This window comes from Candidatus Photobacterium acropomis (assembly GCF_030685555.1).
Taxonomy (GTDB): domain Bacteria; phylum Pseudomonadota; class Gammaproteobacteria; order Enterobacterales; family Vibrionaceae; genus Photobacterium; species Photobacterium lucens.
This window is the reverse complement of the sequence record NZ_CP131608.1, coordinates 474,094-493,847: the sequence shown is the minus strand read 5'-3', so window position 1 is coordinate 493,847 and position 19,754 is coordinate 474,094. Positions and strand designations below refer to the sequence as shown.

General features: G+C 39.7%; 21 protein-coding genes and 5 tRNA genes. 10 read left to right on the top strand and 16 right to left on the bottom strand.

What is annotated here, in order from left to right:
- Nucleotides 1-38 precede the first annotated feature (38 nt).
- Both Q7657_RS02230 and Q7657_RS02225 read right to left on the bottom strand, forming a co-directional pair.
- The gene (locus Q7657_RS02230; RefSeq protein ID WP_107166078.1) at nt 39-314 is read right to left on the bottom strand and encodes a hypothetical protein; all 276 of its coding nucleotides are present in this window, start codon (nt 312-314) and stop codon (nt 39-41) included.
- Nucleotides 315-354: 40 nt separating this feature from the next.
- Nucleotides 355-549, bottom strand: a complete 195-nt coding sequence (locus tag Q7657_RS02225; protein ID WP_258178252.1) for a hypothetical protein — start codon at nt 547-549, stop codon at nt 355-357.
- 612 nt (nt 550-1,161) lie between these two features.
- Here Q7657_RS02225 and Q7657_RS02220 point away from each other — a divergent pair.
- Entirely contained in the window at nt 1,162-1,554 is a 393-nt protein-coding gene (locus Q7657_RS02220; protein WP_053988675.1) for an H-NS histone family protein, read from the top strand.
- A 422-nt stretch (nt 1,555-1,976) separates the two neighbouring features.
- A complete protein-coding gene (gene ald / locus Q7657_RS02215) occupies nt 1,977-3,092 on the top strand; it encodes an alanine dehydrogenase (RefSeq protein WP_107166079.1) in 1,116 nt (371 codons plus the stop codon).
- A gap of 64 nt (nt 3,093-3,156) precedes the next feature.
- On the opposite strand, the gene Q7657_RS02210 is transcribed toward ald, so the two are convergent.
- Nucleotides 3,157-3,711: a YbhB/YbcL family Raf kinase inhibitor-like protein gene (locus Q7657_RS02210; protein WP_053988673.1), complete on the bottom strand. Its 555-nt coding sequence runs from the start codon at nt 3,709-3,711 to the stop codon at nt 3,157-3,159.
- A gap of 170 nt (nt 3,712-3,881) precedes the next feature.
- Here Q7657_RS02210 and Q7657_RS02205 point away from each other — a divergent pair, with 170 nt between their 5' ends.
- The gene (locus Q7657_RS02205) at nt 3,882-4,775 is read left to right on the top strand and encodes a LysR substrate-binding domain-containing protein (protein ID WP_107166080.1); all 894 of its coding nucleotides are present in this window, start codon (nt 3,882-3,884) and stop codon (nt 4,773-4,775) included.
- A gap of 51 nt (nt 4,776-4,826) precedes the next feature.
- Here Q7657_RS02205 and Q7657_RS02200 read toward each other — a convergent pair whose 3' ends face one another.
- Nucleotides 4,827-5,201: a hypothetical protein gene (locus Q7657_RS02200; RefSeq protein WP_107166081.1), complete on the bottom strand. Its 375-nt coding sequence runs from the start codon at nt 5,199-5,201 to the stop codon at nt 4,827-4,829.
- A 296-nt stretch (nt 5,202-5,497) separates the two neighbouring features.
- Between Q7657_RS02200 and rpoS the strand changes: the two genes are divergently transcribed.
- Both rpoS and Q7657_RS02190 read left to right on the top strand, forming a co-directional pair.
- The gene (gene rpoS / locus Q7657_RS02195) at nt 5,498-6,358 is read left to right on the top strand and encodes an RNA polymerase sigma factor RpoS (RefSeq protein ID WP_107166082.1); all 861 of its coding nucleotides are present in this window, start codon (nt 5,498-5,500) and stop codon (nt 6,356-6,358) included.
- A gap of 346 nt (nt 6,359-6,704) precedes the next feature.
- Nucleotides 6,705-7,631: a sensor domain-containing diguanylate cyclase gene (locus Q7657_RS02190; RefSeq protein ID WP_107166083.1), complete on the top strand. Its 927-nt coding sequence runs from the start codon at nt 6,705-6,707 to the stop codon at nt 7,629-7,631.
- 174 nt (nt 7,632-7,805) lie between these two features.
- On the opposite strand, the gene Q7657_RS02185 is transcribed toward Q7657_RS02190, so the two are convergent.
- Together Q7657_RS02185 and Q7657_RS02180 are read right to left on the bottom strand one after the other, a co-directional pair.
- A tRNA-Asp gene (locus tag Q7657_RS02185) sits at nt 7,806-7,882 on the bottom strand.
- Between the two features lie 40 nt (nt 7,883-7,922).
- Nucleotides 7,923-8,013 (bottom strand) — tRNA-Ser (locus Q7657_RS02180).
- A gap of 259 nt (nt 8,014-8,272) precedes the next feature.
- Here Q7657_RS02180 and Q7657_RS02175 point away from each other — a divergent pair.
- A complete protein-coding gene (locus Q7657_RS02175) occupies nt 8,273-8,785 on the top strand; it encodes a hypothetical protein (protein ID WP_107166084.1) in 513 nt (170 codons plus the stop codon).
- Between the two features lie 147 nt (nt 8,786-8,932).
- Here Q7657_RS02175 and Q7657_RS02170 read toward each other — a convergent pair.
- From Q7657_RS02170 to Q7657_RS02160, 3 genes are all read right to left on the bottom strand, one after another.
- Nucleotides 8,933-9,023, bottom strand: a tRNA-Ser gene (locus Q7657_RS02170).
- Nucleotides 9,024-9,164: 141 nt separating this feature from the next.
- Nucleotides 9,165-9,824: an HD domain-containing protein gene (locus Q7657_RS02165; RefSeq protein WP_107166085.1), complete on the bottom strand. Its 660-nt coding sequence runs from the start codon at nt 9,822-9,824 to the stop codon at nt 9,165-9,167.
- 36 nt (nt 9,825-9,860) lie between these two features.
- Nucleotides 9,861-10,175 (bottom strand): hypothetical protein, encoded by a 315-nt coding sequence (locus Q7657_RS02160; RefSeq protein ID WP_107166086.1) that lies wholly within the window; start codon nt 10,173-10,175, stop codon nt 9,861-9,863.
- A 236-nt stretch (nt 10,176-10,411) separates the two neighbouring features.
- Between Q7657_RS02160 and Q7657_RS02155 the strand changes: the two genes are divergently transcribed.
- From Q7657_RS02155 to Q7657_RS02145, 3 genes are all read left to right on the top strand, one after another.
- Nucleotides 10,412-10,999 (top strand): TetR/AcrR family transcriptional regulator, encoded by a 588-nt coding sequence (locus tag Q7657_RS02155; RefSeq protein WP_107166087.1) that lies wholly within the window; start codon nt 10,412-10,414, stop codon nt 10,997-10,999.
- Between the two features lie 95 nt (nt 11,000-11,094).
- Complete coding sequence (curA, locus tag Q7657_RS02150; protein WP_107166088.1) at nt 11,095-12,117, top strand: NADPH-dependent curcumin/dihydrocurcumin reductase; 1,023 nt, start codon at nt 11,095-11,097, stop codon at nt 12,115-12,117.
- A gap of 22 nt (nt 12,118-12,139) precedes the next feature.
- The gene (locus tag Q7657_RS02145) at nt 12,140-12,763 is read left to right on the top strand and encodes a glutathione S-transferase family protein (RefSeq protein WP_107166089.1); all 624 of its coding nucleotides are present in this window, start codon (nt 12,140-12,142) and stop codon (nt 12,761-12,763) included.
- A 444-nt stretch (nt 12,764-13,207) separates the two neighbouring features.
- On the opposite strand, the gene Q7657_RS02140 is transcribed toward Q7657_RS02145, so the two are convergent.
- From Q7657_RS02140 to Q7657_RS02110, 7 genes are all read right to left on the bottom strand, one after another.
- A tRNA-Asp gene (locus Q7657_RS02140) sits at nt 13,208-13,284 on the bottom strand.
- Nucleotides 13,285-13,324: 40 nt separating this feature from the next.
- Nucleotides 13,325-13,415 (bottom strand) — tRNA-Ser (locus tag Q7657_RS02135).
- Between the two features lie 129 nt (nt 13,416-13,544).
- Nucleotides 13,545-14,189, bottom strand: a complete 645-nt coding sequence (locus Q7657_RS02130) for a response regulator transcription factor (protein ID WP_107166090.1) — start codon at nt 14,187-14,189, stop codon at nt 13,545-13,547.
- The gene (locus Q7657_RS02125; RefSeq protein ID WP_107166091.1) at nt 14,170-15,537 is read right to left on the bottom strand and encodes a cache domain-containing protein; all 1,368 of its coding nucleotides are present in this window, start codon (nt 15,535-15,537) and stop codon (nt 14,170-14,172) included. Before Q7657_RS02125 ends, Q7657_RS02130 begins: the two co-directional genes overlap by 20 nt.
- A gap of 98 nt (nt 15,538-15,635) precedes the next feature.
- Nucleotides 15,636-16,922, bottom strand: a complete 1,287-nt coding sequence (locus Q7657_RS02120) for a TRAP transporter large permease (protein ID WP_107166092.1) — start codon at nt 16,920-16,922, stop codon at nt 15,636-15,638.
- A 12-nt stretch (nt 16,923-16,934) separates the two neighbouring features.
- Nucleotides 16,935-17,468, bottom strand: coding sequence for a TRAP transporter small permease subunit (locus tag Q7657_RS02115; RefSeq protein WP_107166093.1), 534 nt, complete (start codon nt 17,466-17,468; stop codon nt 16,935-16,937).
- Nucleotides 17,469-17,560: 92 nt separating this feature from the next.
- Nucleotides 17,561-18,655 carry a TRAP transporter substrate-binding protein gene (locus Q7657_RS02110; RefSeq protein ID WP_107166094.1) on the bottom strand — a complete coding sequence of 365 codons (1,095 nt, stop codon included), beginning with the start codon at nt 18,653-18,655 and terminating at the stop codon, nt 17,561-17,563.
- A gap of 464 nt (nt 18,656-19,119) precedes the next feature.
- Between Q7657_RS02110 and Q7657_RS02105 the strand changes: the two genes are divergently transcribed.
- Nucleotides 19,120-19,671 carry a hypothetical protein gene (locus tag Q7657_RS02105; protein ID WP_107166095.1) on the top strand — a complete coding sequence of 184 codons (552 nt, stop codon included), beginning with the start codon at nt 19,120-19,122 and terminating at the stop codon, nt 19,669-19,671.
- The last annotated feature ends 83 nt before the right edge of the window (nt 19,672-19,754 follow it).

Here is a 19,754-nt window from a genome sequence, read left to right as displayed (position 1 = left end):
TGTGAACACCATGCTGTATATGGCCATGATTTACACTGTTAAACATTACCGTCTTTCGCTAATACTTTATCACCCGCTTGGTATACTGTTCCTGCAACATAGGTAGGTACATCACCAATCTCTGGCTCTTCAGGATCGACAACGGGTGGAATTGGCTCAAGAGGTTTGATAACACTTACAGTTAATGCATGTTTATCTTCTGCTGCCCAAACTTTATTTGCCAAAAGATCCACAGTATTTAATTCATGCTTACCAGCATCTGTATTCCAAACACCAACAGCACATAATAGTCCGTCAGTAACCACTTTTTTCACTTAAGCAATATTGCTGTAATCTTTCGTTAGTGCTGCGTTTTCATTTTTTAGGTAAATGGGTAGCCACCATTCTCAGCAAATAAGATACGGCATGCTTGGTTTGGCATGCCTGACCACTCCAGTAGTTCCCATCAGCATCACAAATTACAGTACGAGCAGGTGGAAATTCAGACCAACCGTGAGCATTAGCTACGCTGATTACAGAAAAGTTCGCAATCGCAAATGCGACAGACATTGTTATTTTGCTAATTGTTGAAGACTCTTTTTATTCTCTTTATTTTAGTTACCGCTAATAACCACGCGTCAATGTGTATAACAAAAGAAGGTCGTTATTGCTTTATAAAAATGTACAATGCATTTATATCTATGGCTTGTTTTACAACATCCCCTTTCTGGTCGAAATTTATATGGGAATAATCCTAAAGAGGATAATTAATATTTCTTATTAGCATAAGAAAAAGCCCCACAAGGGATAAGTTAATGAAATAAAAGAGATAAAACAAATAGATGCGGCGAATGATATATCTTGTAACATTTGACAACATTAACAATTACTTGTAACCCATTAAATTTACACTAAAAAGTGCTATCACATACTGATATGGTATGTGCTAAGGTGGATTTAAATGCACTTAAATGTGACTGTTTTTTCTCGCATGTTCTGGTTAAAAATGTATATAAAGCGATCTTGTTCGCAAATAATCTATTTTCGTTTTATATGCCGTTACTAAAAGATATTTAAAAAATGAGATTTAGTTACAAAGATACTCTCTATTTTTCGTGCCTTATTTAAAAACTTAAGTACAATAGACCCCAATAATTCCTTTTATTTCAGAATAAATTTTACATGATTGATATTTTATTAAACCTACGTTCACTACGTGCTCAAGCACGTGAAATGTCAGTTTCAGATCTAGAAGAAGGTCTTCAAAAATTTACTCAAGTTGTTGAAGAGCGCCGTGAAGAAGAAGCTGCAGCTAAAGCACAAAATAAAGAGCAAGAAGCTAAGCTTCAAAAATACCGTGAGCTACTAGAAGCAGAAGGTATTACAGCAGAAGAACTTGTTGCACTTATTGGTGATGCACCAAAAGCGAAGAAAAAGCGTGCTGCACGCCCTGCTAAATACAAATTCGCAGACGAAAACGGCGAAGAAAAAACATGGACAGGCCAAGGCCGTACTCCTAAAGCACTGCAACAGCTACTTGACCAAGGTGCACAACTTTCTGAGTTTGAAATCTAATTTCAATCTTATTCAAACAATAAACCGCCATCCTAATATGGCGGTTTTTTTTACCTAAGTTTATATTCTGCTCCACGTCCTTCTTTGTTATCTTGCCACGCTCATATTTACTTTGAGCTTTCATTACATAGATAAAAAACAGCACATCACGCTGTTCATATTTTTGTACATCAATAGATTTATCAACTGCTATCACTAATAAAATAAGAAACTATCTTCATAACAAGACAAAAATACAGGATAGTCTGCCACTCAAAGTATATCACCCAGTTTTAATCGCCATCAAAACTGACCATTGCAGTGGCCTAAATTATGTTTACGTTAAAATATAGATATAGGTTCTATCTGTTTATAAACGTAACTTATTATTACAACCATAACGGTTTCTACAGCTTCTTTAATCATAGATAGGAGGTAATACTATGATTATAGGGATACCAAAAGAGATCAAAACACATGAGTACCGTGTCGGTATGACACCAAGCTCAGTAAAAGAGCTCACCTCGTATGGTCATACCGTCTATATTGAAACCCAAGCTGGCATTGGGATCGGTTTTCAAGATCAAGATTATATTGATGCTGGAGGACAAATTTTACCTACGGCTAACGATATCTTTGCCGAATCTGAAATGATCATAAAAGTAAAAGAGCCTCAAGCTAATGAACGAGCATTACTGCGAGAGGATCAAATATTATTTACTTACCTCCACCTCGCTCCCGATCCTGAACAAGCAAAAGATTTGATCAAAAGCAAAGCTATTTGTATCGCTTACGAAACAGTGACTGATAATGATGGTAAGCTGCCATTACTCGCACCTATGTCAGAAGTGGCAGGTAGAATGTCAATCCAAGCAGGGGCTTTTGCATTAGAAAAATCACGAGGTGGACGAGGGATATTATTAGGCGGAGTGCCCGGTGTAACACCTGCCAATGTCGTTATTCTAGGCGGTGGTGTAGTAGGAGCTAATGCTGCACAAATGGCGCTTGGCCTAAAAGCCAATGTGACGATTATTGATCGTAATATCTCAGTGCTACGCCAACTCGATGCTCAATTTAACGGTAGAGTAAATACTGTCTATTCAACCCATGATACGATTGAAAAGCATGTCCTTAATGCAGATCTTGTTATCGGTGGTGTTCTCGTTGCTGGCGCTGCTGCACCAAAACTCGTTACAAAAGCGATGATCAGAAAAATGAAAAACGGTGCAGCGATTGTTGATGTCGCTATCGATCAAGGTGGCTGCGTTGAAACCTCCCATGCAACAACTCATGATAAACCCACCTATATTGTTAATAATGTAGTTCATTATTGTGTCGCCAATATGCCTGGGGCAGTAGCCCGTACTGCAACCGTCGCCCTGAACAATGCGACACTTCCCTATATTGTTGCCCTTGCAAATAAAGGCTATAAACAAGCACTGCTTGATGATCACCATCTCCGTCATGGGCTCAACGTCTATAGAGGGCATATTACCTGTCTTAGCGTTGCACAATCACTCAGCTTGCCATATGTCAGCCCAGAGTCACTACTGATGTGATTTGAACGATTTATAAATAAAAAAAGAGCCACCTAACGAGGTGGCTCTTTCATGACAAGATACATTAACGCGCATTCGTCGGTGCGATTAGCTGAGCTTTACCGATAACATGAGACAAAATGTTATAACCTGCTAACGCTGGTGATGCATTTTCAGGTAACTTAATGTTAGCTGTATTTAATGCGTATACAGTGATTTCGTAGTTGTGAGGTTTTGAATTTGGTGGTGGACATGCACCGCCGAAACCTTTGAAGCCGAAGTCATTCGTTACCATGCTTGCACCTTTAGGTAGATCTTTACCACCTACTGCGCCAGCACCAGCAGCTAAACTGTGAACGTTTGCAGGAATATTTACAACACTCCAGTGCCACCAGCCACTACCTGTTGGTGCATCTGGATCATACATAGTCACAGCGAAGCTCTTTGTACCTTCAGGCACGCCAGTCCAGCTTAATTGTGGTGAAACGTTACTACCAGTACAACCCCACTGATTAAACAGTTGTTGATTTTGTAGCGTATGATCATTGGTAATATCTTGGCTTGTTAATGTCATTGCTGCATGTGACATAAATGCAGGTGCGGCTAAAAGAACAGCGGCTACAACTTGTTTGATCTTCATTATCTGTACTCATGTTCGAATAATTAACTATCTAGCAGCACAAAGTAAATGTGAAATTGGTATACTGCCAAACTCGTTTTTGCGGTTTTAATTATGGAACTAATAATTAAATTCAACAAATCAATAAAACTATTTTGTGAGTTGAGAAAAAATACCCCGAAGGAATCTTAATGCGCGTTATCCCCCCCATCAAAGCTATTGTGTATTTTGAAGCGGCAGCACGATTACAAAGTTTTAAACTAGCAGCAGAAGAATTATGCGTAACACCTGGGGCTGTAAGCCATCAGATCAACACACTTGAAGAGTTTATTGAGCAAAAACTCTTTCAACGTCATAACCGAAGCATAACGCTGACCAATGCAGGGCAACGTTACTTTAGCCGTACATCCATTATTCTTAATGAGCTAGAGCAAGCCACCGCAGATCTTGGTATGGCAAGTAAAAACCAAAAACTCACTGTTGCAATACCGCCAGCATTACTTAATAAATGGTTATTACCGTTAATTAACCTTCAACAATTGTCTCAACAGGGTATTTCTCTCAATTTTGTTGATACTTTAGAAACACTGGATTTTCATAAAGACAGCATCGACATGGCTATCCGTTATGGCTTAGAACCACCAGAGCATGTGGAATACGATAAGTTGTTTGAAGAAGAGATGATTGCCGTTTGTGCGCCCAATTATTTACCGCCAGAGATCACCACACTTACCCCACAAATTTTGCAAGAAGTGACTTTAATTGAAACCACAAACCGACTTATTCAATGGGATCTCGTGTTACACAACCTCAAAATAAAGCCGATCATCAATCAAAATAAAGTATTCTTTCAAAATTCAATTCAAGCGATTGAAGCCGCATGTAATGGGTTAGGGATTGCTTATGTAAATAAAATTCTAGTGCAAAAGCCACTTAATGAAGGAAAGCTCATTAAGGCATTTACTATTCCCGATCAAGGCGATAAAAGACCAACGTATTACCTTGTTTGCCCCAAAGAACATAAGAAAGATCCCGCGACATCACTGCTCTATGCTGCGATCTTAGACTTAGCTCACAAGCAATAAAAAAACGGATGAGTACTCAGTACCCATCCGTTTTTACATTAAGCATAAAAATTAATATTTTTCATTCAGCACTTCATCTCGTGCATTCGCCCAACCATTTGCATAACAAGCCGCCACTTTCGCCGCCTTCTCTGATTTAATAAGAGTTGTATTTAACTTTAATTGGCTCTCAAGTTGCTGACAGCGTTGATCAATCGATGTTTTGTAATGATCACCTTGACCAGACAAGTTATAAACTTGATCTTTCGCCGTTGCTTCCGCTTGTTGGTAGCAATGAATCAAGCCTTGCTCATCAAAGTTTTGGTTCTCTACACACGACTGAACAACAATCGAATTACCCGCTGGCTCAGCCGCATTAGCGTAAGAAAAGAAAAGTGGAACTATAAATGCTGTTGCTAATGAAACATTTTTTAAAAAATTAGACATAAAGATAGGCTCTTTTTATTAGTTTTTATCCTTGATCTCATCATACCTCTATAAAATAAAATCCATAAGCAAAATAACATCGCAAAATTACCATTATATTATTCGCTCATATTTTTAAGATATAAGACTTTTGTGATTTTAAAACGCTCTCATATCAATTTCTCTAATTATTAAAACTATAATTAACCCTGTTTTTTATGTTGCTTTTTGTTAACAATTAAATTTAAATATTTAACAATGCAATTACGGAATGATTGCATTTGTTATTGGATTTTAATTTTATTAAGGACAATAGAATGGAAGCAGTAAGTTTTGAAGCCGATGTTGTACGTTTGTATCTAAACGATATTTCAAATAAACCATTACTGACTAAAGAAGATGAAATTCAATATAGCCGTAAGTTTTTAATGGGTGATTCTAGCGCCAAGAAAGTTTTAGTCGAATCAAACCTAAGACTCGTAGTCAGTATTGCAAAGAAATACCACGCAGCCCAGATGTCTCTTAACGATCTCATCGATGAAGGAAACATTGGCTTAATGACAGCTGTTGATAAATTTGATCCTGAAAAAGGTTTCCGTTTCTCTACCTATGCCACATGGTGGATAAAACAAACTATCGAAAGAGCCATACATAATCAGAATCGAACCATTCGTTTACCTGTTCATGTATCAAAAGAGATTAATACATTATTACGTACTCATCGTGAGTTAATGAAAGCCAACAATAGTGAACCAACACAAGACGATATAGCTAAAGAACTTAATAAAGATATTAATGAGATCTCATCATTATTATCGAGTGAAATTAATGTTGTCTCTTTAGAGCAAACGCTAGGTGATAGCGACAACTCAAATACGGTTGCCTATCTTGTTGCCGATGAACAAATTGCAACGCCAGGTGCTGAAACCGATAACGAGGATATGATCAAACTTACCAGTATGATCCTTGATAAAATACACCCTCGAGATCGCGAAATCATCTGTCGTCGCTATGGGTTAATGGGGTATGAACCTCATACCTTACAAGAGGTAGCAGATTCTGTTGGCTTAACAAGAGAACGTATCCGCCAACTACAAATCAAAACATTAAAAACACTCAAGCGCTCATTAGAACGAGAAAATTACGACCTAAATATCCTATTTTCCGAAACCGCTTAATATAAAAGCGAGTATAATAATGGAATCTATTTATATAGAGTTCTGCTATCACTCTTTCGCTGATTGTGAATATAAGCTCGCAATCAGCCAATTCCATTCAGATCCCATGACCTTAATTTTCTGGATAGAAAACAGAGGTTCAGATAATAACACCCGCTATTCAATGAAGCTTATCGATAAAGAAAAACAAACGGTTATAGCTATAAAATACCTGACAGCCATCGAAACAAATCATTTATTCAATAATAATAACTATTGGTTACTAAAACTTCTTTAATTAATAATTAGAAGTTATTAACATATTTATTTATACTACCCTATTGTTTCTTGTTAACGGGTTGTATAAATGGATAACCAATCCTCTATAAATAAGTTTTTAGATTTTCTTGGTGATGCTGCGCTTATTGTTGATGAAAACAGTCATATTATGTTTTCAAATCATGCTTGTTGTGCCTTGCTTGGATACTCTAAAAATGAATTTCAGACCATGCAACTGCAAGATTTAATCAAGCATCCTGACATTGAAACACACAGACATAAAGTCGAGCACTTCATTCAAAATCAATCATCGCCCAAAGTCATGAGCGAACGAGCGTTGATCTCTTGTTATAAGAAAAATGGCTTACCGATCCAACTACGTATTTCCATTTCTTATTTAGAGTATGCAGAAAAGCCTTGTGCTATCGCTATTATTCACGACTTTTCTAGCATACAAGACACCATTAACGATCTAGAAAACAAACTAAACCGTGAGCCGCTTACAGGCTTATTAAATCAACGTTATCTAGATAAAATTAAAAATGATTATGCTCAGCTTTTTAAAGCCAAATCATTAGGGATTGCATTTTTAGATCTTGATCGTTTTAAACCGATTAACGATCAGTACGGGCATGATGTCGGTGATATTCTGCTGAAAAAAATCGCGCAACGTTTAACCCGATTATTTCCATCAAATGACTATGTCTTTCGTGTCGGCGGAGATGAATTCCTAATTATCTTTGATCTTACCCATTCCTTTGATCCTGTTAGAGAATTAGAAAATACTGCCAATCGTATTTATCAAACTCTCACACAGCCTATTTACATTGCTTCACTTAGCCATCATGTTGATGTTGGTGTTAGTATCGGTTTAGGGCTTTACCCATTAGATCAACACCTACTCCCCGCTTTGATCAGTAAAACAGATGAAGCGATGTATTACGCAAAACAAAACCAACTCCATTTTTCTTTTGTGCACGAATTACAAAAGCTCAAACTCAGCGTTGAAATCTAAACATGCACAAGCCTCAACATAATACTTTGAGGCTTCGTTGTATTGGCGGAACGGCTGGGCTGGCACACCAGCGAGGCTCTCGACCCCGTGTCGGGTACATCAATGCCATGCCAACAACAGCTTGAATTTTAGATACAAAAAAGCCCCAGCATTTCTGCTGAGGCTTCGTTGTATTGGCGGAGCGGACGGGACTCGAACCCGCGACCCCCGGCGTGACAGGCCGGTATTCTAACCAACTGAACTACCGCTCCAATTCTTTATGAAACCCGATTTCATCGAATCTCTAGAATATGGCGGAGAGATAGGGATTTGAACCCTAGATACGCTATTAACGTATGCCGGTTTTCAAGACCGGTGCTTTCAACCACTCAGCCATCTCTCCGTAAGTGCGACGGATAATACTGCCTTATTTTCAGCTTGTAAATGCCCCCCCCCATTCAACTGCCTAATAAATAAACGCTTTCTGTAAAATTTTATTCTGGCCTCGTTTTTATCACGATTTTCGAATAAATCTGTCGATCATTTCTACACAGTTAGCATGCATTACTGTTAGTTGTACAAGACAGTGAATGGAATAGCATAAAAAGATACAGCCACTGAATTTGACTGATATATTTTTGAATCAGAAAGGAAGCATCATCATGCCTACTACCGACACACAATTTGATCATTCAGAATTACTATATTCTTTAATCTCACGACAGTCGCTGCTTGCTATTAATCGAGTGCAATATATCGCCTATGCTGCTGCTTTCGCATGTAAAAATGAAGCGGTTCTGCAGCATATCAAACAACAAGTAGGTGGAATTAATCCACTACAGTTACAAGATATAAAACATGCCGTTATGCGTATGGCTATGACAAACAATTACTACATGACCATTAATACATTGCATCTATCTAACATAAAGCAATCTAATGCATTAGAGCTTACGCCGCTTCATGATCTTGATGTCGTAGATGAAACAGCCTATTACTATGCCTGCATAGCAGCTTGTATGGTCAATCAAGGTTACAGCTGTTTACATGGTCATGTTGAGTTATTACGTTCACTCGATGAGTCCGACGATGCTATCAACGCAGCATTACGTTTAACCGCTTCCATTATTGCCATGGCGCAAGCTAACTTTATTAATCAACAAGATCTCGATTAGAAACCGCAGACGTATTAGCTCTGCGTAATAGCGTTAACAATCAAGTGGAATAAGATCAGAAATAAAAATTATCGAATTAATAGATGTGATTTCTATTTAGCTAGAAACGAAAAAGCCGCTAACTTTCGTCAGCGGCTTTTCTAAATATGGCGGAGAGATAGGGATTTGAACCCTAGATACGCTATTAACGTATGCCGGTTTTCAAGACCGGTGCTTTCAACCACTCAGCCATCTCTCCGTAAGTGCAGCGAATAATACGGTCATCATGGCACAATGTAAATACCCACTTGTTTCAAATGGTTAATTAAACAACAAAAACAGGTAAAACACGGCATAATGATGTGAAAAACGTCAATTTAGCGCTTAACAGTTACTCAACTTAAACTTCTGACGATAATTGTTGAAGGTAGCTTTTCATGAATTCAATTCGCTTTAATGCTTCATCTTTTGCTGATGTTGTCTGCATAGTATCGGCTAATCGCAGCAATTTTTCGTAAAAGTGATCGATAGTATACGTTGTATCATCTGGTTCACGTGTTTCACAAAACGGATCATCAATACTATACAGTGGACGACCTAACGCTGTACCGACTTGAATACATCGGGTTATACCAATCGCTCCTAATGCATCTAGCCTATCAGCATCTTGAACAATTTTCGCTTCCAAAGTTAACGGCTCAACATTGGCACTAAAGCTATGGGCAACAATGGCATGGTGGATCGCATCATGCTGCATCTGTAGCAATTGTTTCGCCGATAAAAACTCAATCGCTTTATCTGCCGCCAGTAAGGATGCTTGCTTGCGACGAGGATCGTTTTTCGCTACCGATACACAATCGTGTAAGTAAGCTGCTGCCATCACCACATCTAACTGAACCTGTTCTTGTTGGCATAACTGCTTAGCAATTTTAACTACTCGTAAAATATGTGCTTTATCATGAGCTGCATCTGAGATAGCTTGCTGCTCAACAAATGCCAGTAAGATTGACTCTAACACGGATTCACATTCCCTATACGTGAGATAAAAGAAAGCCGACATTACATGTCGGCTTTGCTGATAGTAAGCAATTACGTTCTATTCTTCGTCGTCGAAATCTTCGTCTTCAAACTCAACAACAAAATTATCTTCTAAGTAATCAACTACACAACCTACCGCTGCCGCTGATACTGAGTATGTCTCTGGCTCTGCTGCATCTTGTTTCGATGCTTCAAGCACAGCCAATGCTGATTGCTCGCCATTAAAATCAACATCAAACTTTTTCGCGATTTCACAACTTGCTTGATACAGCTCATCAGTCAGTACAACGTCGCCGTAGTACTCACCGTCATCTAAATCAAAATTATCAACTAACTCTTCAATAATGATTTCGTAATATTGTTGGAAATCCATCGTGCATAACCTTTGTTGCGAATAAAAAGTGCAGAAATCAACGTCAGTAACCAATTCCTGCTAGATTGTGGCTATAGTTACATGATTTTACCCTTTCAGAAAGCTATTCAATCGGTTAATTCGCTGATACCGACCTTAATTGTGGTTTCGCTATCCAGCATTGCTAATTTTTCTTACAATGCATCCATCTTTTAGGGATGCTAGACGACTGGTCTAATTTATTCTATAGTGACGCTATGAACGAAAAAACAAATGATACAAAGCAGCATATTCTTGATGTTGGTTACCAGTTAGTCGTTGCCAAAGGCTTCACTAGTGTCGGTTTATCGCAGTTACTGAATGCTGCTGATGTGCCAAAAGGCTCTTTTTACCATTATTTCAAATCAAAAGAGCAATTTGGTGAAGCTTTGATCCAATACTATTTTCAGCATTATTTACAACGTGTAGCTCATGTTTTACATAATGAACAAGAAACAGGATTCGAACGCCTTAACCATTATTTCAATCTCTGGATCAAAGTGGAAAATGGCGTTTGTAATGCCAATAAATGTTTAGTCGTTAAGCTAAGTGCAGAAGTGTCTGATCTATCAGAAACAATGCGTGAAGCATTAAAGCAAGGCGCCAATAATGTAGTGTCATTGATTGCTAGTGCAATTGATGCGGGGATCAAAGACGGATCCATTGCGACATGTGACAGCCAAGCAATGGCACAAACCCTTTACCATTTATGGTTAGGGGCAAGTTTACTTAGCAAGCTTAGCCAAGATTTATCGGGCTTAGAGCAAGCATTAGCAACAACTAAGATGCTATTAACAGCAAAATAAAGAACACAACCCGCCATTACTATTTGAACTAAGCTGATGGCGGGATTTTTTATAACTAACAACTAGACGACTGGTCTAATTGTATTTAAGGAGTCATGATGACAACTATCAATCGCCAAGTATTATTAGCTTCTCGTCCAGTTGGGGCACCACAACCAACGGATTTCACGCTCAATCAAACTGAAATTCCGACACCTGCTCAAGGTCAGATCTTACTTAAAACCAAATACCTATCGCTTGATCCTTACATGCGTGGGCGTATGAGCGATAAAAAATCTTATGCCGAGCCTGTCGCGATCGGTGATGTGATGGTTGGCGGTACCGTATGCCAAGTTGAACAGTCAAATCATCCTGATTTTACCGTTGGTGAGTGGGTATTAGCGTTTACTGGCTGGCAAGATTATGCAACATCAAATGGTGAAGGACTGATCAAGCTAGGCATGAATCCAACCCACCCTTCCTATGCATTAGGTGTTATGGGTATGCCTGGCTTTACAGCTTACATGGGTTTACTCGACATTGGTCAACCAAAAGCAGGAGATACCATTGTTGTCGCTGCAGCGACTGGCGCTGTGGGCTCTATGGTTGGGCAGATTGGTAAACTCAAAAATTGCCGTGTTGTGGGTATCGCTGGCGGCAAAGAAAAATGTGATTACGCAAAGTCCATTTTAGGTTTCGATGAATGTATCGACCACCACGCTGCTGATTTTGCTGAGCAACTTAGCCAAGCCTGTGCAAATGGTATCGATGTTTACTATGAAAACGTGGGTGGCAAAGTCTTTGATGCGGTTCTTCCACTATTAAATACCGGTGCTCGTATTCCTCTGTGTGGTTTGATCTCTCAATACAATGCGACTTCATTACCAGAAGGTCCTGATCGCATGAATATGCTAATGGGACAACTGCTTGTTAAGCGTATCAAGATGCAAGGTTTTATTATTTTTGATGATTATGCTCACCGCTACGACGAATTTGCACAAGATATGTCGCAATGGTTGGCAGAAGGAAAAATCCATTACCGTGAAGATTGCGTTGAAGGATTAGAAAATGCACCACAAGCTTTCATCGGCTTACTCGAAGGTAAGAACTTCGGAAAATTAGTGGTTAAAGTCAGCTAACTGTAACGAAAAGGGAATTAATATGATTACTTTGCACCATCTAAATCAATCTCGTTCAAAACGTATAATCTGGTTATTGGAAGAGCTCGGGGTCGAATACAAGATCCAGCCTTATTGCCGTGATAAGGTCACCTTTCTTGCACCACCAGAGTTAAAAAGTGTTCACCCGTTAGGTAAATCACCTGTACTTGAAGATAACGGTATGATCATTACCGAGTCTGGCGCGATCACTGAATATCTTATCGATACTTATGGTAATGGTAAGTTTAAACCTGAGTGTGGCACACCTGCTTATATTGATTATATTCAATGGCTTCACTTTGCAGAAAGTTCAGCAATTTTACCGCTACTTTTGAAGATGTTTGTCACGAAAGATGGTGCGAAAATGAATTTCCTTGGCGATTATGCCGACATGGAAACGCAAAAAGTCATGCAATACTTTGATCAACGCTTAGCTGGTAAAACTTACCTTGTTGAAGAGAGATTAACGGGTGCTGATTTCATGATGTCGTTCATTGCTGAAATCCTTAACACCGATGGCATCTTAAGTGATTATCCGAATATCAAACGCTATTTTGAACAGTTAAGCACGCATCAGAGCTATCTAGCTGCACAAGCGCTTGAACAAAAGTATAACGGCGAGTAATAGCAACTCTTAAGCCAAACAAGCACTTTGTTTGGCTTTTTATTATTGAAACGAGTTATCTACAATACCTAATTTACAGTGTGAATAGCGATTACATTTCAGATACACCAATACAATCCCAATAACTGCTTGAATTTCAGATACAAAAAAGCCTCATCATTTCTGACGAGGCTTCGTTGTGTTGGCGGAACGGCTGGGCTGGCATTCCAGCGGGACTCTCGACCTTGTGTCAGGTGCATCAATACAATCCCAAAAACTGCTTAAATTTCAGATACAAAAAAGCCCCGTCATTGCTGACGAGGCTTCGTTGTATTGGCGGAGCGGCTGGGCTGGCACTCCAGCGGGACTTTCGACCCTGTGTCAGGTGCACCAATACAACTCCAACAACAGCTTAAATTCCAGATACAAAAAAGCCCCGTCATTACTGACGAGGCTTCGTTGTATTGGCGGAGCGGACGGGACTCGAACCCGCGACCCCCGGCGTGACAGGCCGGTATTCTAACCAACTGAACTACCGCTCCAATTCTTTATGAAACCCGATTTCATCGAATCTCTAGAATATGGCGGAGAGATAGGGATTTGAACCCTAGATACGCTATTAACGTATGCCGGTTTTCAAGACCGGTGCTTTCAACCACTCAGCCATCTCTCCGTAAGTGCGGCGAATAATACGCATAGTTTGTTTGGCTGTAAATAGTTTTATTCTCTTTTTTTAATCAAACGCTTATTTGATGTTCCAATTCTTATATTTCATCTATTTTTTCATCATTAAAGCATACTGTTAATCAACTAATCCTTTTTCTAAGGCGTATTTAGCTAACTCTGCCGTCGAGTGTAGATCTAATTTATGTTTGATATTTTGACGATGGGTTTCAACAGTGCGATAACTAATATCTAATGCTTTAGCTATTTGTTTACTGCTAAGTCCTTGCGCTACGTGTTTTAAAATCCCTTCTTCACGTCGGCTTAATGGATTCACTTCAGGAGCGGCAATGGGAGCAGCAGCTTGAGTAAAAATAGTCTGGCTTGTGGTTTCACAAAAATAAGTCGCTCCTTGATTGACCGTTTTGATCGCTTGCACCATTTTCTCTGCCGAAATTTCTTTCAACATATAGCCCATCGCCCCTACCTGCATCACCTTCATGATGTACTCACGATTATCATGCATGGTCAGCATTAACACTTTCGCATCAGGGTACTGCTTTTTGATCTGTGCGGTGGCATCAATACCATTCATGATCGGCATACTGATATCCATTAATATCACATCGGGATCAAGCTGGCTGATCACTTCTAATGCTTCGATACCATTGCTCGCTGTACCTATCACATCAATATCAGGCTCTAATTGTAATCGTGCCATAAAGCCATCAATCACCACTTGGTGATCATCGACAATGACAACCTTAATCGTTTGTTCCTTCATAGACTAAGCCATCCAAATTTAATAATACGGTAAGCTCGGTACCGAATCCCTGCTCACTACTGAGTTCAAACTCACCGCCAATAAACTCCACTCGCTCACGCATATTGCGCAAACCAATTCCTTTTTGTTGATTCTTATTCTGGCTATCGAAGCCTTTACCATTATCACGAATAATCAACTGTAATAAGTTACCCATTTGTTTTAAATGCACTTCCACTTTGGTGGCTTCTGCATGTTTTACTATGTTATTTAGCGATTCCTGCACCACACGATACAAAGTGGTTGCGACATCAGAATCTAAACGCCCTGCTTGAGTATCAAACAAGGTATCAACCTGGGTGCCTGAGTGAGATTGATAATCTTGCAATAATGTCGTTAATGCCGCCTCTAAACCTATGTCATCCAATGCACTTGGTCTTAGCTTATGGGAAATATGTCGTACTTCATTAATCGCTAAGGTCAGCGAATACATTGATTTATTTAGGTAATCGACAAATTTGCTGTCAATTGATTGGATACTAAGTAGCTCTAAATGACATTTACTGGAAACCAATAACTGATTGATCCCATCATGAAGTTCACGGGCTAAATGCTTTTTCTCTGCTTCTTGAAACATCACCGTTTTATGGGCAAGTTCTTTTAAGTTCCTGTCAGCCAAGCGATGTTCATGTAAGTTAATTGCTAAGGTAATAACGATGATCACTGCAACGGTCACCGTTAATATCACCACAATAGAGAAGAAAATAGTGTCGATGTTATGGTTAATCGCTTGCTGCATCATATCAACGTCTTCACTGACATCTTCGATATATAGTCCCGTTCCAATCATCCATTCCCATTTATCTAACCACTCGGAATAACTGAGCTTGTTAACGGTGGCTCCTGTGGATGGTTTTTGCCACAAATACTGGTGATATCCACCTCCACTTTGCGCCTGTGATAACAGTGAAGCGATTAAATAATCTCCTTGCTGATCTTGGATGTTAATCAGATTCTGGCCGATAAGCTCAGGCATAATCGGATGAACTAAATTGACCCCGTTTTTATCATAAACAAAGAAGTAACCATCAGTGCCATAACGCAAGTTAGTTAGGATTTTTTTAACACGCTGCTGAGCATCAGAAGTATCTAAATTTGGATCATGGTAAATATGGGCAATAGCATCCAGAGCTAAATCCACACTGTCTTTTAATGCCGCTTCTTTTGCGTTAATCAAGCTTTCACGAAATACGGTAACTTCTTTTTGTCCTAGAGTTTTCGCTTGATAAATCGAGATCCAACTAATACTGGCAGTAACGATCAATAAAGGCAGCAATGTCAGTAAGATTAACTTTGCTTTTAATGGCATGGTCACCTCTCAAACAACAAAAAAAGCTGATGTTTTACCACCAGCTTATATTAACAATTTGTTATCAAGTTTTACTTTTATAGATCACATTATCAATATTAACCCATGCCATAGAATCCAGGGAATACCAATATGGAAGCAAGTACTGCTATTTGAATGGCGATAAATGGCATTACACCACGATAAATATCTCGCGTCGTGACGCCAGCAGGCGCAACCCCTTTAAGATAAAACAAACTAAAACCAAATGGTGGAGTTAAAAAAGAGGTTTGCAGGTTCATAGCAATTAAAATCGCAAACCACGTCATGTTGATACCCATCATTTCCGCAACAGGGGCGAGAATAGGCACGATAATGAAACAGATCTCAACAAAATCGATAAAGAAACCTAAGATCAAAATCACTAACATGGTGATGATCAAAAAGCCCCATTTCTCGCCCGGCAGTGCCATCATCCATTCTTCAACCAGATAATCACCTCCGGTATAGGTAAATGCCATCGAGAATGCAGTTGCCCCGAGCAAAATAGCAAAAACCATCGCTGTTACTTTGACGGTTTCTTTCGCTGCTTGGTAGAGCATATTCCAGCTAAAGGCACGGTACATCACAGCAAGTACAATCGCACCAAAACCGCCTAATGCTGCTGATTCAGTTGGTGTTGCAATACCAGCAAAAATAGAACCTAACACCACAACGATGAGTGCCAATGGTGGTACTACCGCTTTCAATGCATCGAACACTTCTTTTGAACGACTCACACTGGCATCACGTTCAATCGGTTGTGCCGCTTCTGGATTAAGCTTGGCGTAGATTAAAATATAAAGAATGTAAGCACCGACTAACACAAAGCCCGGCCATAATGCGGCTTGGAACAAGTCTCCAACCGGCACACCTAAAACATCCCCCAATAAGATCAACACAATTGACGGTGGGATGATCTGCCCTAATGTACCAGACGCACAAATGGTGCCGCAGGCAAGTCCTTTATCGTAGTTGTATTTCAACATGACAGGCAGGGATATTAACCCCATCGCTACCACTGATGCCCCAACGACACCTGTGGATGCGGCAAGCAATGCTCCGACTAAGACTGTTGAAATGGCGATGCCACCACGAACGCCACCAAATAAACGCCCCATAGATTCTAATAACTGTTCGGCAAGACGTGTTTTTTGCAACACCAGTCCCATGAAAACAAACAGCGGTACTGCCATTAATACCGTATTTTCCATAATCGATTGAATGCGATATGGCATAAACGCAAACATATCAAACCCTTCAGCCCACACGCCAAAAATTAAGGCTATACCACCAAAAGTAAAGGCGACAGGAAAGCCTAACAAGAGCGCAAACAAGGCGACAAAAAACATCACTATTCCGATCATTGACGTATTCCTTTACTGATCTTGTTTAGATGAAGAGGCTTGGGGATTAACCAAGGTATTAAGAGAATGAACAATAAGGCCGAGTCCACTCACAGCCATTAAACCGAAAGATAATGGGATCATGGCTTTGATGATCCAGCGATAAGCCAGCCCACCGGGATCGCCTGAGGTTTCGCCTAACTCATAACTTTCTTTGGCAAAATCAATTCCATACCAAGTCACCAGTAAGCAGAAAGGCAATAACAAAAACACAGTACCAAGAATATCAATAATGGCTTGGGTCTTGCGGGAAAGGCGCTCAAAGAACACGTCTACTCGTACATGTCCTGAAGCACGAATGGCATAAGGCACACCTAATAAAAAAACGGCAGAAAACAAATGCCATTCCATTTCTTGAAAGGCGATAGAAACATCGTTAAAAACGTATCGCATAACAACGTCATACACGACATTGAGCAATAATAGTAAAAATAAAATACTGGCTAACCAGCCAAGGGCATCACCAATGCGATTGAACAATCGCTCCAGTGTAATGAGACTTTTCATTCCTTACTCCATGGAAGCCCTGCCTCAGTACATATAATGGCGACCCGATATACGTAAAAGGCAGGGAAATGACTCAGTGTGTTAAGACAGGTTTATTGTGCTTGGCTATTGAGATAAGCACGGTGTGAAATGTTGGTCCAAGAACGTACTTGTTTTAAGTAATCCGCTTGAGATTGTTGGATCGCTTTGGCTTGCTCATCTTTTTCTGCGTGTTGAGCAAGTAGTCGATCGTTTGCGTCACGTAGCGCTTTTAATACTGCAGGAGGGAAGTCTTTGACTTTAATATCAGGGTACGTTTCTTGAATGGTTGACCAGTTTTTACCACTTGCGTGTGTTGCTTGGGTATACATATCATAGGCCGCCGTACGCATCGCTACACGTAAGATCTCTTGTAAATCCTCAGGTAAACGCTCAAAAGTACGCTTGTTGACAAGAAATTGCAGCTCAGATCCCGGCTCATGCCAACCTGTGTAGTAATAAGGGGCAATTTTGTGGAAACCCATGCGCAAATCGAGCGATGGCCCTACCCACTCAAGCGCATCAATGGTGTTACGCTCTAATGATGTATAAAGCTCACCCGGTGCAATATTGGTCGGCTTTGCGCCCACTTCCGCTAAGATCTCACCAGCGAAACCCGGAATACGCATTTTCAACCCTTTCAAATCATCAACAGTATTAATTTCTTTTTGAAACCAACCGCCCATTTGAATATCGGAATTACCACCTGGGAATGAAAGCAAATTATGAGGTGCGTACACTTGCTCCATGAGATCCATACCACCACCGTGATAGAACCATGCATACTGCTCTGCTGGCGTCATACCAAATGGCATTGACGTAAAGTAAAGCGTATTCGGCACTTTACCTTTCCAGTAGTACGAGCCTGAGTGCCCCATATCGTACTGACCCGATTTCACCATATCGAAAATGCCCAATGGCGCTTTGTGCTTATTTGCTGAATCAATACGGATCTGTAAACGACCATTCGACATTTTCTCTGCCATTGCTGCCATGTTCTTTGTCGCATCACCAAAAATCGGGAAGTTAGGCCCCCATGTTTCGGCCAATTTTAAACGGTATACTTTCTCTGCGGCATACGCTGAAGTAGAAAGCATTGCTGCGCACCCTAACGCAACAATCAGGCTTTTCTTCACCACTCGCTTTACAGCACTATGAATAATGTTCATTCACTCATCCTTGCTTTCAATGGTTGGGGATAGATTAGATTCAGCGTAACTGTGACCTAACCACCCAAAAGAAAAAATGAGCATGACTACGGAGTGATGTTAAAAATCGTTAAATTTTTAACTGACTTTTTATACGTATAACTACGTAGTTAGTTAAATCTCTCTTATTAAATAGCGATGTTATTGCCTCCCATTCACTACGTATAAATACTTATCTAACTAACTTATTGATATAACAATCCAATATTTCTTTTTGTGACGTGGATTTATTTTACCCACTAAAAAAACACTCGAATTAAAAGAAAATATAAAGCCTTACCAATGTCATGGAAATGACAACTATGGTAGGATTGCGCGCGCTTACCTATCACGTAAGTTAATAATGTTGCTATATCGTTAAACATTAGAACCAAACACTATTATATTGCCTTGAATTTCAATGGCATCATTGAGAGATATTCACATTGGTTGATCTATTAAAAGAAGTATTAGGTTGGACATCGGTTGTCTTATATATCCTACTTACGATTTTCAACAGCATGAAATTCACCCGTTATGCTGCTTTTGCATCAGCAACAAATGATACTGTTTGGTCTATTCTGATGGGATGGTGGCCAAAAGTGATTTTGAACCTGTCAGTGAATGCTATTAACGCTTACCGCTATGTAAAAGACTTTACTAAAACAGGCAAAGTCGTTGTTAACACCCTTGCCGCTATCATGGCAACAGCGATTTTATACATCACTTACATTGCGATCAGTGCGTTTATTGCCGAGCCAACGCTTACCGTTGCACTTCAATACGGTGATTTAATCATTATTGTGGCAGCGCTTTACATGACGTCATTGAAAAACTACCGCATGTTAATGTTGCTCTCAGGCTTTGTCGGTATGGCTGGTTACTTTGGTAATCCACAAATGATGATCATTAAAGCATTAGTTATTGCAATCATGAGTTACAAATTGTACTCAACTCGCCACCAGACAGAAGAGCAACAACTGGCTGAGAACCACTAATAAATAAAGCATTTTTAAATATTTAATCAACGGCAGAATAATTTTTATTCTGCCGTTTTTTTATTGATACACATCTTACCCCT

What these genes read in the sequence shown, in the direction of transcription:
- Q7657_RS02155 (WP_107166087.1), top strand. Translation starts at nt 10,412, where the DNA reads ATGAACGAAAAAACAAATGATACAAAGCAGCATATTCTTGATGTTGGT.
- Q7657_RS02115 (WP_107166093.1), bottom strand. Translation starts at nt 17,468, where the DNA reads ATGAAAAGTCTCATTACACTGGAGCGATTGTTCAATCGCATTGGTGAT.
- Q7657_RS02125 (WP_107166091.1), bottom strand. Translation starts at nt 15,537, where the DNA reads ATGCCATTAAAAGCAAAGTTAATCTTACTGACATTGCTGCCTTTATTG.
- Q7657_RS02165 (WP_107166085.1), bottom strand. Translation starts at nt 9,824, where the DNA reads ATGTCGGCTTTCTTTTATCTCACGTATAGGGAATGTGAATCCGTGTTA.
- Q7657_RS02110 (WP_107166094.1), bottom strand. Translation starts at nt 18,655, where the DNA reads ATGAACATTATTCATAGTGCTGTAAAGCGAGTGGTGAAGAAAAGCCTG.
- Q7657_RS02190 (WP_107166083.1), top strand. Translation starts at nt 6,705, where the DNA reads ATGGATAACCAATCCTCTATAAATAAGTTTTTAGATTTTCTTGGTGAT.
- Q7657_RS02130 (WP_107166090.1), bottom strand. Translation starts at nt 14,189, where the DNA reads ATGAAGGAACAAACGATTAAGGTTGTCATTGTCGATGATCACCAAGTG.
- Q7657_RS02175 (WP_107166084.1), top strand. Translation starts at nt 8,273, where the DNA reads ATGCCTACTACCGACACACAATTTGATCATTCAGAATTACTATATTCT.
- Q7657_RS02220 (WP_053988675.1), top strand. Translation starts at nt 1,162, where the DNA reads ATGATTGATATTTTATTAAACCTACGTTCACTACGTGCTCAAGCACGT.
- Q7657_RS02160 (WP_107166086.1), bottom strand. Translation starts at nt 10,175, where the DNA reads ATGGATTTCCAACAATATTACGAAATCATTATTGAAGAGTTAGTTGAT.
- Q7657_RS02145 (WP_107166089.1), top strand. Translation starts at nt 12,140, where the DNA reads ATGATTACTTTGCACCATCTAAATCAATCTCGTTCAAAACGTATAATC.
- Q7657_RS02225 (WP_258178252.1), bottom strand. Translation starts at nt 549, where the DNA reads ATGTCTGTCGCATTTGCGATTGCGAACTTTTCTGTAATCAGCGTAGCT.
- curA (WP_107166088.1), top strand. Translation starts at nt 11,095, where the DNA reads ATGATGACAACTATCAATCGCCAAGTATTATTAGCTTCTCGTCCAGTT.
- rpoS (WP_107166082.1), top strand. Translation starts at nt 5,498, where the DNA reads ATGGAAGCAGTAAGTTTTGAAGCCGATGTTGTACGTTTGTATCTAAAC.
- Q7657_RS02200 (WP_107166081.1), bottom strand. Translation starts at nt 5,201, where the DNA reads ATGTCTAATTTTTTAAAAAATGTTTCATTAGCAACAGCATTTATAGTT.
- Q7657_RS02205 (WP_107166080.1), top strand. Translation starts at nt 3,882, where the DNA reads ATGCGCGTTATCCCCCCCATCAAAGCTATTGTGTATTTTGAAGCGGCA.
- Q7657_RS02120 (WP_107166092.1), bottom strand. Translation starts at nt 16,922, where the DNA reads ATGATCGGAATAGTGATGTTTTTTGTCGCCTTGTTTGCGCTCTTGTTA.
- ald (WP_107166079.1), top strand. Translation starts at nt 1,977, where the DNA reads ATGATTATAGGGATACCAAAAGAGATCAAAACACATGAGTACCGTGTC.
- Q7657_RS02210 (WP_053988673.1), bottom strand. Translation starts at nt 3,711, where the DNA reads ATGAAGATCAAACAAGTTGTAGCCGCTGTTCTTTTAGCCGCACCTGCA.